The organism is Frankia sp. R43 (assembly GCF_001306465.1).
GTDB classification, from domain to species: Bacteria; Actinomycetota; Actinomycetes; order Frankiales; family Frankiaceae; genus Parafrankia; species Parafrankia irregularis.
In genome coordinates this window covers 221710-237696 of record NZ_LFCW01000003.1, presented here as the reverse complement: position 1 = coordinate 237696, position 15987 = coordinate 221710, and the positions used below count along the sequence as shown (strand labels likewise).

Here is a 15987-nt window from a genome sequence, read left to right as displayed (position 1 = left end):
CCGGGCCTCACGGGCCCGGAGGGTCAGTTCCCTACGCCCAGGGAGGACATGAGGGCGCTTGGGTACCGGTCGCCGCGGGCCGAGCCGGCCGGTACGGCCTTCTCGATCTCGGCGAGGTCGTCCGCGGAGAGGTTCAGCTCGAGGGCGGGCAGTGCCTCGGCCAGCCGATCGCGGGTCCGGGCGCCGACCAGGGGCACGATGTCGTCGCCCTGGGCCGCCACCCACGCGATAGCCAGCTGAGCGACGGTGGCGCCCTTCGCCGTGGCGACCTCCCGCAGCGCCTCCACCAGGGTGAGGTTGTGCTCCACGTTCCCGCTGGAGAACCGCGGGCTGTGGGCGCGGAAGTCGCCGGGGCCGGCGGCCTGGCCGGCGCGCCAGTGCCCGGAGATCAGGCCCCGGCCGAGAACTCCGTACGCGGTCAGGCCGATGCCCAGCTCCCGCAGCGTGGGCAGGATGTCCTCCTCCACCGCCCGGGACACCAGCGAGTACTCGATCTGCAGATCGGCGATCGGATGGACGGCGTGCGCGCGGCGGATCGTCTCGGCGTCGACCTCGGAGAGGCCCACCTGCCGCACATAGCCGGCGTCGATCATCTCCTTGATCGCACCCACGGTCTCCTCGATCGGGACGGCCGGGTCCAGCCGTGCCGGCCGGTAGATGTCGATGTGGTCGGTGCCGAGCCTGGCCAGTGAGTAGGCCAGGAAGTTCCGGACCGCGTCGGGACGGCCGTCCTGCCCGAGGAATCGGCCGTCCGGCCCGCGCAGCCCGCCGAACTTGACGCTCAGCACATAGCTGTCGCGGTCCCGGCCACGCAGTGCCTCCTCGAGCAGCAGCTCGTTGTGGCCCATTCCGTAGAAGTCGCCGGTGTCGATCAGGGTGACGCCGGCGTCCAGGGCGGCGTGCACCGTGGCGATGCTCTCCGAGCGGTCGGACGCCCCGTAGGCGCCCGACATGCCCATCGCTCCCAGGCCCAGCGCGGCCACGGACGGTCCGGTGCTGCCGAGAGTTCGTGTCTGCAATGTGCTCTCCTTCGTTCTCGGTCGGCCGCGAGCTGTCGTCGACCGTCGACTGTCGACCGCGGCTTTCGCTCGTCTCCACCTTGCGGCTGCCTCGGCAGATCCGGGAGAGGAGTGTTCATCGTGGGAGCGTCACTCCCTGGCTCGACTCGCCCTGCCGGGGAAACATGTGGTTGTGCAACGTGACGAGCTCGCCGACTTCCTGCGGCGGCGCCGCGAGGCGATCCGCCCGGCCGAGGTGGGCCTGGCCGACGGCCCGCGGCGGCGCACCACCGGCCTGCGCCGGGAGGAGGTGGCCATGCTCGCCGGCATGTCGGTCGACTACGTGGTGCGCCTTGAGCAGGGCCGCAGCAGCCAGCCGTCCACCCAGCTGCTGGGTGCGCTGGCCCGGGCGCTGCGGCTGTCCGACGACGAGCGCGATCATCTGTTCCATCTGGCCGGGCACCTGCCACCTCCCGCCGCCAGCCGGGCCCGGCTGGCCCGCGCCGGCCTGGTGCGCATGCTCGACCTGCTCGGCGACACACCGGCCCTGGTGATTTCCGACCTGGGCGAGACCCTGGCCCACAACCGCGCCGGTCTGCTGCTGACCGGCGATCACAGCGGTTTCGTGGGCGACCAGCGCTACCTGGTCTACCGCTGGTTCACCAGCCCTGCCACCCGCGAAGCCCACTCACTGGAGGAGCACGAGCACCAGTCCAGACAGCTCGTTGCCGACCTGCGCGCGACCGCAGGGCGGCGCTCCGGCGACCCGGAGGTCATCGGGCTCGTCGAGCGGCTGCAGGCCGCCAGCGCCGACTTCCGCCAGCGCTGGGCCGAGCACGAGGTGGCGGTCAGACGCGCCGACCGCAAGACGCTGCACCATCCGCGGGTGGGCCGCCTTCTGATGGACTGCGAGACCCTGGTCACCCCGGACCAGGGCCAGCTGCTGCTGGTGTTGACCCCGGCGGACACCGAATCACGTGAACGCCTCGAACTGCTGCTCGTCCTGGGTATCGAGAATTTCCCGATGGGCGGGACGAGTGAACCAGGACGGGTTCTCTGATCTCCTCGGTAGTCGAGCCCAGGCCCGCAGCTCGGAGTCGAGGATTTTTCGCCGTCCCAACGACCAGGATCCTCAACGCTTGCTCGACAGCAGCAGTAGCAGTGACAGCCAGAGGATCGGGATCCCGGCTACCCGCTCCCACGCTGGTGCAAATCCTGCACTTTTCGTAGCCTGCCAGGCGAGGCTGTTGCCGTCGGCGCCACCGGGACTGCGGGAGGCGAGTAGCCCGCCCCGTTCCAGGTGCGATGCGGTAGCAGCCGGTGCCGCGTCTGCTGTTTATCAACAGCAAACCGCCGGGACGAGCACCGAGAGCTGATGTGCACATTCACCGCCCGTTGTCGACCGGCTATCGGCTCCGCGATAGGTCCACAACCCGATTCCCGAACGCCGCGTCTTTGGAGGCGAAGCCACGAAGATGTAACGACGGAAGCGGTGCCCTGCACCGATGTTGACTCGGCCGTCCGGAGGCGTTGTGGACGTACGTGAGAACGCCCCGGCGTCCGATGCGACGGGGCGGAACGCCAGCGGGAATTCTCCCGCCGACGCAGGTGGCACGCGCCGGCCGGGAATCACGCCGACGCCTGGCGGGAATGTCGGCCCCGTTGGCGGCGGTCGCCCCGTTGGCGCCGGCCCGGTTCGCGGCGATCGCCCTGTTGCCGGCGGCCCCGTTGGCGTTGGTGCTGGCGGCGGCAGCCCTGGCGGCGGCGGTGGTGCTGTTGACGGCGGTGGCGCGACCCACCCTGGCACCAAACCGCTGCTTGCCACCGATCCCCGCGTGCTGGGGCGGTACCGGCTGCTCGGCCGGCTCGGCGCAGGTGGGATGGGGACCGTCTACCTGGCCACTCCCCGCGCCGGCCAGGCCACCGCCACCGCCACCGCCGCTGTCGCTGTCGGCGGCGCCAGCGACGCCAAGGCCGCCGCAGGCAACATGACCGACCGTCTGGTGGCGCTGAAGGTGATCCGGGCGGAGTTCGCGCAGCTGCCCGAGTACCGCTCCCGCTTCCGGCGTGAGGCCGACCTCGCCCGCCGGGTCGCGCGGTTCTGCACCGCCGAGGTGCTCGACGTCGTCGACCCGCCCGACGGCGCGCCCTACCTGGTCACCGAGTACGTGGCAGGGCCGACGCTCTACCAGGCGGTCGCGGCGAACGGGCCGCTCGCGTCGGGTGATCTCGAGCGTGTCGCGGTGAGCGTCGCGGCCGCCCTGACTGCCATCCACGGTGCGGGCCTCGTGCATCGGGACCTCAAGCCGGCGAACGTTCTGCTGTCCTCGCTCGGCCCGCGGGTGATCGATTTCGGCGTGGCACTGGCCGTCGACAGCACATCCCAGGTCGGCGAGAGAATGGTCGGAACGCCGGCCTTCATGGCACCGGAGCAGGTGACCGGCACGGAGGTCACCGGCGCCGCCGACGTGTTCGCCTGGGGCGGCCTGGTGCTTTTCGCGGGGACCGGTCGCCTGCCGTTCGGGGACGGACCCTCGCCGGCGCAGATGTTCCGGGTCATGCACAGCGATCCGAACGTGGCCGGCCTCGACCCGGCGCTCACCGAGGTCGTGCGGGACGCGATGCGCCGCGACCCACGCAGCCGCCCGAGTGCCGACGAACTGCTGAGCCGCCTGGTGCGGCTGGGCGCGGTGCCGGCTCCGGGCGGCGGCGGGCTGATGCCGTCCCCGGCGGTGGCGGCGGCGGCCCGCGACAGCGCCTCCGACTGGCTCACCGACCTGGCCCTGGTCTCACCGGTAACGCCGGCTGCCGGCACGCCGACGCCCGGCACGCCGGCGGCCGGCATCGCGGGACGGGAAACGCCGCCACCCGGGGTGCCCCACGCTCCCGCGCCCGGCTGGTCGGACTCCGGCGATCGACGTTCCGCGGAACCCGACCTCACGATGATCGCCCCAGCGGGCAGGCCGGCGGCCGGCTCGACCCAGGAGCGCCCGGCCGCTCGGCGGGGCCGCCGACGGGTGGTCCCGGTCCTGGTGGTGGCACTGGCGACGTTGCTGGTAGCCGCCGGGGCCGCTGCCGTCCAGCTGCTGCCGACCGGCTCGGATGGCCGGCTACCCACGGCCGAGGCAACCGGCAGGAGCACCGACGGCGGCAGTCGGGACCGGGAGGAGCCGGGCAGCACCGGCTCGACCGGTTCGACGGGTTCGACCGGACAGCCGGATGACCCGTCCGCGACCGCCGGCGACGCCGGGAGCTCACCGGCCCCCGGCGACATGGAGGGCTACCGGCCAGGCCCGCCCGCCAAGCGCGCCACCGTTCCCGACGTGGTCGGCGAGCCGATCGGCCGCGCTGAGGATCGGCTGCGCGCGGCCGGCTTCTCACACTTCCAACGGGACTACCGCCTGGATCAGGCCGCGGTGGACGTCGTCACTGCCACCGACCCGGTCTCCGGCACCTCGGCCAACACAGAAACGATCTTCACCCTCACCGTCTCGTCCGGCCGCGGCCACACCACGGTCAGCGACTTCATCGGCCGCACCGAACGGGACGTCCGCACCGGCCTGGCCAGCGCCGGGCTGAAGATGAACCTGGTGGTGAACAACGGCCCCTCCGACCAGGGCGCCGGGCTGGTGGAGAAGACCGACCCGCCCGCGGGAACGCAGATGGCCTTTGACACCACCGTGACGGTCACCATCGCGAGCACGCAGGTCAACGTGCCCGACGTGGTCGGCCGCAGCCGGTCCGACGCCCGGGCGACGCTCACCGGCTACGGCTTCGACGTGGTCGAGCAGAACCAGGCCAGCGACCGGCCTGTGGGCACGGTGCTGTCCCAGTCTCCGGCCTCCGGGCTCGTCACGCGGGGCGCGACGGTCAGCCTCGTCCTCGCCGCCCCGCCCAGCGGCGGCAGCACCGACGGATCGGGCGGCGCCGCGGGTTCCGGCACCAACCAGGACGGTTCCGCCGCACCGTCGACCGTGAGATAGCGGGGCAGGCACTGGGCCTCGGAGAAGTGGCGGCCCGGCGCGGCGGGGCTGCACCTGAAATGGACACCTACGCCTATGTCAGGTTGTCCGACCGGCCGGTCAGTGTTCGTAACCTGCGGCTGCGGGAATGGGACCTACCCAAACGGGCTAGTACATCCAGGCCAACCCTTGACGGCCGGATGCTTTCGAGCACATTGCGAGGTGTCCACAGCGTGGTCTTTATCGTTCTGCTGTTTCCGCTGGCGCTCCTGGCGATGACGACACTCATGGACGCGGTCGAGGACTTGCTGAGCTCACTGATGACGCCGGCACGACGACGCGGACTCGCCGGGGCGGCACAGATGCGGCGCAGGACCGAGAGCGCCGTACGGGCAGCGGCACCTGCGCCGGTGGCCGCACCGCCGATGCGGGCCGCCGACCGGCGTCCCGTGCTGCCCGCCGAGTACGACGCCCCGACGGCGCAGGCCGCGGGCTGGTACTGAGCGCACAGGCCGGCGTTCAGACCGGGACAGGCGGCAGACGGCCCTGTCCGGTTTGCTACATATCAACGACCTGGGTTGGCCCACCGCCAATACTCGGCCGAGTGATCGCTACCGGTGGCGGGTGCGGGAGTCTCAGGAGTAGAAGGAGTAAAAGGAGTCGCGGGGGTCACGGCGGGCGCGAGATCAGCACAGCCGGTCTCGATCCCGACCGGGACTGGCCTGAGATCGTCCGGCTCCTCATCTTCCACGAGTTTCCCTGGGATGCGCGGACCGCCGGCAAGCTGACGATCTGGCACCTGTTCGCGGTCCCGAGCACGGCGAGTGTCGTCGGCTCGATCGACGCGCTAGCCGAGCGGGCCGAGGAAACCTCGCTCACCTTCGGCGACCTGCTCGAGCACGGCTTCGAGTCACCGGTCGGGCGGGACGTCCTGCGCATGGTGAACAGGGCGCACCGCGGGTGGGGAATCACCGACGGCGATCAGTGTTACGCCATCGCGTCGCTGGCGGTGACGCTGGTGCGCTGGCTGGACCGGTACGGTTGGCGTGCGCCCACCCCGGACGAGCGCTCCGCCATAGCGCGGTTCTACCTGGAGCTGGGGCGGCGGATGGGCGTGCGCGGCCTGCCGGCCGACTACGACGGCCTCGCCGCCTACCTCGCCCGGTGGGAACGCGACCGGGCGGCGTACTCACCGCTCGGGGAACGCGTCAGCGAGGCGACCATCGCGCTGGCCGAGTCACAGCTGCCACGGCCGCTGGTGCCCCTGGTCCGGCCGTTCGTCGCGACGCTGCTCGAACCGCAGGTCCGCGCGGGAGTCGGCCTCGCGCTCCCGCCGGTGCCGGTCCGCGTGGCCATCCACGCCGTTCTCCGTGCCCGGGCGACGGTCGTCCGCCGGCTCCCGCCGCGGCGCCACCCCACCACCCCGCGCACGAGGCGGCGACGCCGCGACACCCGGCGCGCGCGGCTGTGGCCTCAGCACGCCGCCGGCGTGGTGTCTCCCGGCCGCGGGTAGTGCCCTGTCGCCAGAGCCTGCTGCCGGCGAATGCCGAGCCTCAGAGGATGCCGAGCTCGTGCGCACGGGCGAGTGCCTCGACCCGGTTGCGTGCTCCGAGCTTCTCCATCAGGCGCTGGAGATAGGTCTTCACGGTGTTGCGGGTCAGGCCGAGGGCGTCGGCGATCTCCGGGTTGGTCTGCCCCATCGCGACCCGGCGGAGAATGTCGTACTCGCGCCGGGTGATTCCGCGGCCCCCGAGTCCGGGGCGGGCCGTGACGGCACCGGCATCGGTCTCGATGCCGGCGGTGACGCCCCGCTCCCCGTTGACGACCTTGCGGATGGCGTCCACCAGGTCGGCGCGTTCGACGTCCTTCACGACGACGCCGTGCGCTCCGGCGGCGAGCGCGGCCTCGACCGCGGCGTGGTCGGGGTAGGCGGTGAAGAGGATGACCTTGAGCGACGGCGTGCCGGCGAGCAGGCCGGCGGTCGTCTCAGGTCCCAGCATGTCCGGCATGCGCAGGTCGAGCAGGACGATGTCGGGCCGCAGCCTGGCGGCGGCCGCGATGGCGTCCCGGCCGGTGCGGGCGTACCCGACGACATCCAGCCACGAGGTGCGCTGGAGTGCGAGGGTGACGCCATCCAGGACGACGGGATGGTCGTCGGCGACGAGCACCTTCACCGTCCGGGCCGTTCCCGTCGTCATGTCGGCAGCCAGGCGTGGACCATCGTCCCGCCATCGGAGCTCGGTTCGATCCGCATGGTCCCGCCGACCCGACCCATGCGTTCGCTCATGCTGGCCAGGCCCAGCCCTCGGGGTGCGACCGGCGGGGCGCCGGGGAGCGTGCCGGCCAGTGCACCCGGCCGTGCCTCCGATGGCGCGTCCGGTGGTGCGTCCGACCGCGCGCCGGCAGCGGACGGATCGACGCCGACGCCGTCGTCGGCGATCACGACCGTGACTCCCCCCGCGGCCGCGAAGACGGACACGACGACGGACGACGCGCCCGCGTGCTTCTCGGCGTTCACCAGGGCCTCGCGGGTCACGTCCGCGAGTGCTCCGGTCTGGGCGGTGGACAGCTCGGGAAGGTCGGTCAGGGTGAGCACCCGGGCGGGGATGGCGGTCCGCTCGCTGAACGCACGGCAGTGCTCGCGTAACGCCACATCGAGCGCGAGGCGCCGCGGCGCGGCGGACAGGACCCGCATCGACCCGCGCAGAGCAGCCGCGGCCTGCGCGGTCTGGGCCTCGATCGTGGCGAGGCGGGAACGGACCTCCGGGTCGAGACCAGGGTCCGCGGCCAGCCGCTGGATGCCGGCGCCGATCGTGAACAGCAGCGCGCCGACCCCGTCGTGCATCTCCAGCGCCAGACGGCGCCGCTCCTCGTGCACCGCGACCTCGGCGGCGTGCCGGGCACGTTCCGCGACGATCTGCGCGGTGGCCAGGGTGCTGGCCGCGCCTTCCAACCGACCGACGGTGAGATCGCTGTACTCGGTCTCCCGCCGGCTGGCGCCGTACAGCACGCCCAGCAGCCGGCCCTCGGCGACGACCGGCACGGCGACCATGGAGACGAGCCGCTCCCGGGAGACATGCCAGGCGAAATCGCTCGTGATCTCCCGCGCACCGACGTAGTCACGGACCCACATCGGCCGGCCCGAAGCCATCACGACGCCCCCGAGGCCCACGCCACGGGGCACGATCAGGCCACGCAGGACGTTCGTCCTGAGGTTCACCGGGTTCCCGAGCGCGAGCACGTCGCTGCCGGCCGGCAGGCCCACCCAGGCCACATCGACGCCGTCGGCGTCGGGGACGGTGGTGACCACCCGGCGAATGGCCGTGTCACGGTCGAGCGACGCGACGATCTCCATGTACTCCCGCTCGGCGGCGGCCAACCGCTGCCTCGGCGAGGTGTGCGGAGACAGCGGAGACCTGCGCTCGCTGACCACCACGCCCCTGTCCTCCGATCATGTCGGCTGGGGCGGATTATCGACTCCGAACCGTGCCACCCGCACCCGTTGGGCGGCCTGCCTCCCACGGTCTCCGTCTGGAGACCTCCATCCGGGCGTCTCCGGATGCCGATAGCGCCCCCGCGGCGTTGATCGCCAGACTGCCGGAATCACGTTGGAGGCGTTTCGCCCCGGTACGAGGTGGTTACCGATGAAGGTTCGCGACAGAGCCGATCAGGGCACGTTATCCGGAACCCGATCCCGCTCGGCACCACGCTGGCGCCGGTCGCTGACGCTGGCCCTCACCTGCATCGTCATGGTGTCGCTCGCGGCCTGCCTGCCGCCCGGCGAGCCCGGTGGTCCCGGTGGGCCCGCACCCGGTCCGGCGGCGGACCTGTCGCAGGAGCTGACCGGCGGCAACGGCGCGTTCATCGGCACCGCGATCCCGGTCGATCTCGCACCGGCCGGTTACGTGCAGCACGAGTACGCCGCCACGGGCACCGCGACGTCGTACCAGGCAGTCGGCGGGCTGAGCGCGGACGGCCGGTGGACCTTCCAGCCGGACACGACCGCGCCGTACCGCACGCGGGTGCTGGTGCGCGAGCCGGCGGACGCCACACGGCTCAGCGGCACGGTCGTCGTGGAATGGCTCAACGTCAGTGGCGGTGTCGACGCCGACGCCGAGTGGGCGAACCTCCACGAGGAGATCATCCGGGCAGGGCACATCTGGGTCGGCGTGTCGGCCCAACGGCTCGGCATCGAGGGCGGGCAGGTGCTCGTCACGCTTCCCGCGGCCGGGTCGGAGCTGGCCGGCAAGGGTCTGAAGGTCATCGACCCGGCCCGCTACGGCTCGCTGAACCACCCCGGTGACGGCTTCGCGTACGACATCTTCACCCAGGTCGCGCGCGGTCTGCGGGCCGGCGCCGCGATCGGCGGAACCCAGCCGCGGAAGATCATCGCCGCGGGCCAGTCACAGTCGGCGTTCGCGATGGTCACCTACTACAACGGCGTCCAGCCGCTGACCGGCGCGTTCGACGGCTTCTACGTGCACAGCCGGGGGGCGTCCAGCCTGCCCCTCGTCGGGGCCGGGCAGAACGCGGAACTGACCAGCGCGCTGCTCGCCGGATCGACCGCCACGTTCCGCACCGACCAGGCCGCGCCGGTGATGGACGTCCAGGCCGAGTCGGACCTGACCAGCATCCTCGGGTCCGCCAAGGCACGGCAGCCCGACAGCGACCGTTTCCGCCTCTGGGAGGTCGCCGGCACCGCGCACGCCGACGCCCACCTGCTCGGCGCCAACGCGCAGAACGTCGACTGCGGCGCGCTGATCAATGACGGCCCACTGCACGTCGTCGTCAAGGCTGCCCTGCACGCGCTCGACGGCTGGCTGACAACCGGCCAGCCGCCGGCCGCCGCACCGCGGATCACCACCGACGACGGGCTGTTCCCCTCCGTCCGCCGCGACGCGGACGGCATCGCCCTCGGCGGGGTCCGTACACCGCCCGTCGACGTGCCAGCCGTCGTCCTGTCCGGTGATCCCGGACCGAAGCTGTCCCCGATCTGCCTGCTGATCGGCTCGACGAAGCCACTGGACGCATCCCGCCTCGCGGCGCTGTATCCGTCCCGGGCGGACTACGAGCAGCGTTACGCCGCCGGTATCGAGGCCGCCATCGGCGCCGGGTTCGTTCTCACCGACGACCGCGGCGCCCTGGCCGCCTACGCCAGGCCGGATCTCGTCGCCGGCTGACCGTCAACCGGAACCGGCTTCCTGCGCCGATGGGTTGCGGGCCGCGATCGCGGCGTTGAGCGCGGTCGCGAAGCCCGTCCAGGTCAGGTAAGGCAACAGGGCAACCCCGGCGGAGCGGTCCGCGTGCCAGGCCCGGCGCAGAAGATCGACGTTGGAGGCGTCGAGGGCGAGAATCTCCGCGAACGCGAGGCCTGGGCTTCGGACCCGGAAGAACAGCGGAGTCCAGGCGGCGTTCAGGAGCAGGTTGATCCCGAAGGCACGGCGCAGGCGGCGCCGGTGGTCGTCGCCGGCCGTGCCGTCGAGCGCCCGGGCGCCGGCGAACGCGATCAACAGGTAGATCGGTGTCCAGACCGCGGGGAAGGCCGACCGCGGCGGCTGCCAGGCGGGTTTGTCCAACGACAGGTACCAGGAGGAGTCGGGTCTGGTCGCGACCGCGCCGACGCCAGCCGCGACCGCTGTGGCGATACTCGTCCTGGCCAGGGTCCACCTACTCACCCAGGTCAGGTACCCGCGACCGGCCCGGTCCGACACTCCGGCGTGCTGTCCCAGCAACCGCTGGCGAGAGTCCGGGCGCGTGCCAGCCGCTCCCGGGGTTTCCTGCTCAGGGCAGCGGTCGGTCGACGAGCGGGATCAGCCGTGAATCCGCCAGTGCGGCCGTGCGGTGGCCGACACCGGCGAGATAGCCCTCGTTCGAGGCGAACGCGAGGAAGTCGGCCACACCGCCCTGGCGGATCAGCATGACGAGGTCCCACCGCTCGTCTGTCGGGCCGACGAACGGGTGGCCGCCGACACCGAAGAACTCGACCGAGCCTCCGCTGGCCGCCAGGTACGGCAGGGTGTGCCGCACGTAGCGGTCGTAGGCGAGGTGGCCCGGGATCGGCTCCGGCGGCGCGAGGTCCGGGTGAGCCGAGTAGTCGGCCCAGTCACGGAACCGGAGCAGGTTCAACATCGTGAACGGCCCCTCGATACCGCGGGCGAAGAACAGCCGGGCGTTCTCGTCCGACGGGTCCAGGTACACAGGCGAACAGTAACAGCGCGGCGGCGGCGCTCAGGCCGCCGGATCGCGCTGCGGTCAAGCCGCGATCGGGGCAGCCCTCACGGCTCTGGCCGTCGGGCGCCCCCTCGGACTGCGGCCGTTGGTCCACCAGACAGAGCCCTGGGTGGGGGCGGCCGAAGGGGCTCGTCCGCCAGCCAGTGGCGGACGAGCCCCTTCGGTCAGGAGCGCGCCGGTTCCCGTGCCGGTTCCGGCCCCTGGGTGGGAACCGCTCCGAGGCCGGGTCCAGCTTCGGGCCCGGGTTCGGGCCGGCCCTCGCCGCCGGACCCGCCGTCGCCGGTGCCACCGTCGCCATCAGTACCGCCGCTGCCGCCGTCGGCGCCGCTGTCACCGTCGCCGTCACCGCCGGCGGTGTCACCGGCGACGAGGTGGGTGGCTGCGCCGACGGTGACCGGCTCGTCGGCGGGTTCGACCGAGACGTGCGGGACGACCCGTTCCAGCCACTTCGGCAGGTACCAGTTGGCCTTGCCGATGAGGTGCATCAGCGACGGCACGAGCGCCGTCCGCAGGATGAAGGCGTCGAGGAAGACAGCGGAGGCAAGGCCGACACCGAAGATCTTGATCGGCCGGCCCGGGGTGAGCACGAAGCCGAGGAACACGGCGATCATGATGATGGCCGCGGCGGTGATGATGCCGCCGGTCTCAGCCTGCCCGACGACCACCGAACGCTTGTTGTCGCGGGTGTGCAGCCATTCCTCGTGCATCCGGCTGACCAGGAACACCTGGTAGTCCATCGACAGGCCGAACAGGATGGCGAACAGCATGACCGGCATCCAGGCGTCGATCGGCCCACCGGGCCCGGCACCCATCGGCTCGGAGAGCCAGCCGTACTGGAAGATCGCCACGGACAGGCCGAACGAGCCGCCCGCCGCCAGCAGGTTCATCAGCGCGGCGGTCAACGGGATCAGCAGGCTGCGGAACGCGATGAGCAGCAGGACGAAGGACAGGCCGACCACGACCGCGATGAACAGCGGCATCTTCCGGGACAGCACCGAGGCGAAGTCGACGTTGATCGCCGTGTCACCGTAGGTGTAGATGTGGTTGGCCGTGCCTTCGTACAGCGGCGGCAGGATGTCCGAGCGAAGGTGGCGGACCAGCTTGTAGGTCTCCTCCGACTGCGGTGACGTGGTCGTCTTGAACGTCACGAACGCGACGTCCTTGGCCAGCGGCATCGTGCCCAGGCTGGCCGGGTCGACCCCCGGGACGTCGGACAGCGTCTCCGACACCCGCTGCAGGTAGGCCTCGTCGGAGGCACCCGGGCCGCTCACGACGGCTTCCAGCGCGGAGTTGTAGCCGACTCCGAACTCGGAGGCGATCAGGTCGTAGCCCGCGCGGGTCGTGGCGCTCTTGGGGTCGCTGCCCTGGTCGCTGGCGCCCAGCTGGAGCGAGAAGAACGGCAGGGTGATCAGGATCATCAGCGCACCCGAGACCACCGCGACACCGATGCGCTGGCGGGCGACGAACTGCGACCAACGCGCCCAGAATCCCACCTGGCGGCCGTCGATGAACTCCCCGGCGCGCACCGCCGCCCGCTGCTTGCGGGTCAGCACCTTCAGCCCGAACAGGCTGAGCAGCGCGGGCAGCAGCGTCAGTGACGCAATCATCGTGAATCCGACCGCGAGCGCGGTCGCCACCGCCATGCCGTTGAAGAAGCTCACGCCGAGCGCGATGAGACCGAGAATGGCGATACAGACGGTTGTGCCGGCAAACAACACCGCCCGGCCCGAGGTGTTGACCGCGTTCACGATCGATTCCGCGACGGGCACGCCCCGCCGCAGATTTCGGCGGTGCCGGGTGACGATGAACAGCGCGTAGTCAACACCGACACCGATCACCATCAGCTCGGCGAGGACGGGAGTGATGTTCGACACGTTGATGGCGTGGCTGAGAATGTAGATCACACCAAGGCCACCGACGAGGGCGAACAAGGCGCTGGCCAACGGCAGCACCGTGGCGGCCACGGTGCGGAACACCAGCGCCAGGATGACGAACGCCGCGGCGAAGCCGATGAAGATCGACGACCCCGAGCCCTCACTCTGCCCGATGCCGGAGAATGCGGGCCCGGTGAACTCGACCTGCAGCGAGTCACTGCGCAGGGTCTTCAGCTCGTCGTAGACGCCCTTGAAGAACTCCGGCTCGTAGTGGTCGTTCTCCCAGGTCACGGCGATCAGCGCCGCGGTGGAACCGCGCGCGCTGTTGAGCAGCTTCGGGTTCCCCTCCCCGCTGGCCCCGCTGTTCGAGCAGTCGACCAGATCCCAGGGAGATGTGATAAACGCCACATGGTTACCGGAGGCGCACACGTCGGTAAAGGCCGACTTCAGCTCCGGCGGCGACGAGGTGAACTTCCCGTCCTTGTTCTTGAGCACGACGGTGCCCGTAGCGCCGCTCTGATTGTTCAGCCCAGCGCCCTCGAGCAGCTTTGTCACCGACGCGGTCTCGGTGTGCGGCAGGCTGAAGGTGTCGCGGTACGAGGCCCCGCCCATCGCCCCGGCGATCACCTGCACGGCAACGATAAAGCCGACCCAGCCGACGACGACGAGCCATCGGCGACGGACGGCGAGTTCGGCGATCCGTTTCATCAGTTCTCCTGCTCAACCTCTGGCAACCGGCGAACATCCAGGCATCGCGACGGCGACCGCATCCAAGTCGCCCACAGCTTCGCACATACATGCGGACCATCGACAACCAGTTAAGCCAGAGCAATCAGATGCCGAAGCGATCAGTTACCGACGTGACATGGTCTACAGATCTCGAGTCGCCCGGCCGACAGCACCGGCCTGCAATCCGTAGTAAAAGAGCCACCCTTCGACGCGTGGGGTATCGTCCGGCGGGATGCATCGCGACGAGATCGTCACCGCTGCCGGACCAGATGTCACAGCGACCGCCGAGCCCCGCGAGGATGACGCCTCCGCGCCGCTGACGGCGATGCGCCGCCCACATCCTTCCCCGACCAGGGTGGAGATCGAGGCCGGGCGGGCCATGACCGGCGAGCTGACCAGGCCGGCAGGTGATCCGCCGCCCGCGGGCTGGCCAGCGGTGGTGGTGCTGTCGGAGGCCTTCGGGAACACGCCGGAGATCCGTGAGGTCGCCGGCCGGTTCGCAGGCCGCGGCTGGGTGGCGCTCACCCCCGACCTTCTCTCCCCCGGCCTTGCGCCGGTCTGCCTGGTGCGGGCCATGCGGGAGGTTTTCAGCGGCCGGCCGGGGCCGGTGGTCCGCGATCTGGACGCCGCCCGTCGGTGGCTGGCCGGCCGGCCCGAGGTGGATGGCCGCCGGATCGCGGTGATCGGCTTCTGCCTGGGTGGCGGGCTGGCGATGCTGCTCGGCGGGCAGGCCGGCTCCGGGGTGCGTGCGGTTTCCGCCAACTACGGCGCCCCGCCGCGGGTCGAGGCGTTGCGCGGATGTGGCCCGGTGCTCGCCGCCTACGGTGGGCGCGACCTGGTCTTCGCCAGAACGGCACCGCTGCTGCGGGAACGCCTCGGCGCGGCCGGGGTGCCGGGTGAGGTGACGGTGTACCCCACAGCGGGCCATTCGTTCCTGACCGGGCGCCCCAGCAGACGCAGCCATCGACTTTCCATGCTGATGACCGGGCCGCTGTTGCGTCCCGGCCCGGAACCCCACGCGGCGGCGGAGGCATGGGACCGGATCTGGGCCTGGTTCGACGAGCACACCGCGGCCGACCCCCGTTCAGCACCGGACGCCGAACCCGCCTGACATCGTCAGCGATCTGAGCGGGTCGGGCGCGGTGAGGCCGACCCGCTCAGATCACGGCGGGAACTCAGGCCACCGCAGGTGCTCAGGCCACCGCAGGTGCTCAGGCCACCGCAGGTGCTCAGGCCACCGCAGGTTCTCCTGTCACGGTCGGCGGAGCGGCCAGCAGGCGGAGCGCGGCGTCGGAGCCCGAGCCGGGGGCGGCGGTGTGGGTGAGGATGCGCTGCCCGTTGCTGTCCGGCAGGTGGAGAACCTCGTAGTGGAGTTCGAGGTCCCCGACCGCCGGGTGGTGCAGGCGCTTGGTGCCGCGTGAGCAGAGCCGGACGTCGTGCCTGGCCCAGAGCCGCGCGAATTCGGGGCTGTTGATGCTCAGGTCACCGATGAGCTCGGCGAGCGAACGATCGTCCGGGTACTGCGCCGTGATGTAGCGCAGGGATGAGACGGCCAGCGCCGACTCGTCGTCCCAGTCGCGGTAGAGCTCCCGTGTGTGCGGGTCGAGGAAGAGCAGCCGCAGCAGGTTGGGCCGCTGGGGTGACCGGGGGGCCGCGGCGTCGAGATGACCGGCGAGCAGCGCATGGCCGAGACGGTTCCAGGCCAGGATGTCGTTGCGGCGCCCGAGCAGCATGGCCGGAACGGCGTGCATTGCGTCCAGCAGGGCGGCCGCGCCGGCGGCCGGCAGTTCCGGCCGGGCGGGACGACGGCGCTTGGCCGGTGCCGGCCGAGCGAGGGCGTACAGGTGGGCCCGTTCGTCCTCGTCGAGGCGCAGGGCGCGGGCCAGCGACTCGATGATCGAGTCCGAGGCGTTGGTCGACTGCCCCTGCTCCAGCCGGGTGTAATAGTTGATCGAGATGCCGGCGAGTTGGGCGAGCTCCTCGCGGCGCAGGCCCGGAACACGGCGGGTGCCCCAGGTCGGGAGCCCCACGCTGGCAGGCGCGACCGCGGCCCGACGGGTGCGCAGGAAATCTCCGAGCTCTCGGGTTCCGGTCTTCGGGTCGGCGGGGCGCATGCATCCCAGTGTCAGGCACGTTCGCGGTCGTTGGGTGCCCCTGCGAGTGGTACCAGGCACGGGGGGATCGCAGTGCGGC

13 protein-coding genes are annotated in these 15987 nt (G+C 71.5%); 6 read left to right on the top strand and 7 right to left on the bottom strand.

The features are described 5' to 3' along the window. Nucleotides 1–23 precede the first annotated feature (23 nt). Nucleotides 24–1019 (bottom strand): aldo/keto reductase, encoded by a 996-nt coding sequence (locus ACG83_RS14660; protein ID WP_054566782.1) that lies wholly within the window; start codon nt 1017–1019, stop codon nt 24–26. Between the two features lie 172 nt (nt 1020–1191). On the opposite strand from ACG83_RS14660, the gene ACG83_RS14655 reads away from it, so the two are divergent. From ACG83_RS14655 to ACG83_RS14640, 4 genes are all read left to right on the top strand, one after another. Continuing rightward, nucleotides 1192–2058, top strand: a complete 867-nt coding sequence (locus ACG83_RS14655) for a helix-turn-helix transcriptional regulator (RefSeq protein ID WP_054566781.1) — start codon at nt 1192–1194, stop codon at nt 2056–2058. Between the two features lie 775 nt (nt 2059–2833). Then, nucleotides 2834–4981 (top strand): PASTA domain-containing protein, encoded by a 2148-nt coding sequence (locus ACG83_RS14650; protein WP_054566780.1) that lies wholly within the window; start codon nt 2834–2836, stop codon nt 4979–4981. 212 nt (nt 4982–5193) lie between these two features. Next, on the top strand, nt 5194–5463 hold the full coding sequence (locus tag ACG83_RS14645; protein WP_054566779.1) for a hypothetical protein: 270 nt from the start codon (nt 5194–5196) through the stop codon (nt 5461–5463). A gap of 101 nt (nt 5464–5564) precedes the next feature. Next, nucleotides 5565–6473: an oxygenase MpaB family protein gene (locus ACG83_RS14640; RefSeq protein WP_054566778.1), complete on the top strand. Its 909-nt coding sequence runs from the start codon at nt 5565–5567 to the stop codon at nt 6471–6473. A 40-nt stretch (nt 6474–6513) separates the two neighbouring features. Here ACG83_RS14640 and ACG83_RS14635 read toward each other — a convergent pair whose 3' ends face one another. After that, on the bottom strand, nt 6514–7158 hold the full coding sequence (locus tag ACG83_RS14635) for a response regulator transcription factor (RefSeq protein WP_054566777.1): 645 nt from the start codon (nt 7156–7158) through the stop codon (nt 6514–6516). After that, nucleotides 7155–8396 carry a GAF domain-containing protein gene (locus ACG83_RS14630; RefSeq protein ID WP_054566776.1) on the bottom strand — a complete coding sequence of 414 codons (1242 nt, stop codon included), beginning with the start codon at nt 8394–8396 and terminating at the stop codon, nt 7155–7157. The genes ACG83_RS14635 and ACG83_RS14630 overlap by 4 nt, the downstream gene beginning before the upstream one ends. A 208-nt stretch (nt 8397–8604) precedes the next feature. On the opposite strand from ACG83_RS14630, the gene ACG83_RS14625 reads away from it, so the two are divergent. Further along, the gene (locus ACG83_RS14625; RefSeq protein WP_054566775.1) at nt 8605–10140 is read left to right on the top strand and encodes an alpha/beta hydrolase domain-containing protein; all 1536 of its coding nucleotides are present in this window, start codon (nt 8605–8607) and stop codon (nt 10138–10140) included. Nucleotides 10141–10143: 3 nt separating this feature from the next. Here ACG83_RS14625 and ACG83_RS14620 read toward each other — a convergent pair whose 3' ends face one another. The 3 genes from ACG83_RS14620 to ACG83_RS14610 form a co-directional block, all read right to left on the bottom strand. Continuing rightward, the gene (locus ACG83_RS14620) at nt 10144–10635 is read right to left on the bottom strand and encodes a TspO/MBR family protein (RefSeq protein WP_235497905.1); all 492 of its coding nucleotides are present in this window, start codon (nt 10633–10635) and stop codon (nt 10144–10146) included. Between the two features lie 106 nt (nt 10636–10741). Then, nucleotides 10742–11158 (bottom strand): hypothetical protein, encoded by a 417-nt coding sequence (locus ACG83_RS14615; RefSeq protein ID WP_054566773.1) that lies wholly within the window; start codon nt 11156–11158, stop codon nt 10742–10744. 197 nt (nt 11159–11355) lie between these two features. Continuing rightward, nucleotides 11356–13773, bottom strand: coding sequence for an efflux RND transporter permease subunit (locus ACG83_RS14610; RefSeq protein ID WP_054566772.1), 2418 nt, complete (start codon nt 13771–13773; stop codon nt 11356–11358). A 253-nt stretch (nt 13774–14026) separates the two neighbouring features. Here ACG83_RS14610 and ACG83_RS14605 point away from each other — a divergent pair, with 253 nt between their 5' ends. Beyond that, a complete protein-coding gene (locus tag ACG83_RS14605; RefSeq protein ID WP_054566771.1) occupies nt 14027–14905 on the top strand; it encodes a dienelactone hydrolase family protein in 879 nt (292 codons plus the stop codon). Nucleotides 14906–15023: 118 nt separating this feature from the next. Here ACG83_RS14605 and ACG83_RS14600 read toward each other — a convergent pair whose 3' ends face one another. Next, nucleotides 15024–15908: a helix-turn-helix transcriptional regulator gene (locus ACG83_RS14600; RefSeq protein WP_054566770.1), complete on the bottom strand. Its 885-nt coding sequence runs from the start codon at nt 15906–15908 to the stop codon at nt 15024–15026. Between the last annotated feature and the right edge of the window lie 79 nt (nt 15909–15987).

Bases quoted from the DNA above. Each gene is read 5' to 3' on its own strand.
- ACG83_RS14605 (WP_054566771.1), top strand. From the start codon at position 14,027: ATGCATCGCGACGAGATCGTCACCGCTGCCGGACCAGATGTCACAGCG.
- ACG83_RS14635 (WP_054566777.1), bottom strand. From the start codon at position 7,158: ATGACGACGGGAACGGCCCGGACGGTGAAGGTGCTCGTCGCCGACGAC.
- ACG83_RS14610 (WP_054566772.1), bottom strand. From the start codon at position 13,773: ATGAAACGGATCGCCGAACTCGCCGTCCGTCGCCGATGGCTCGTCGTC.
- ACG83_RS14625 (WP_054566775.1), top strand. From the start codon at position 8,605: ATGAAGGTTCGCGACAGAGCCGATCAGGGCACGTTATCCGGAACCCGA.
- ACG83_RS14600 (WP_054566770.1), bottom strand. From the start codon at position 15,908: ATGCGCCCCGCCGACCCGAAGACCGGAACCCGAGAGCTCGGAGATTTC.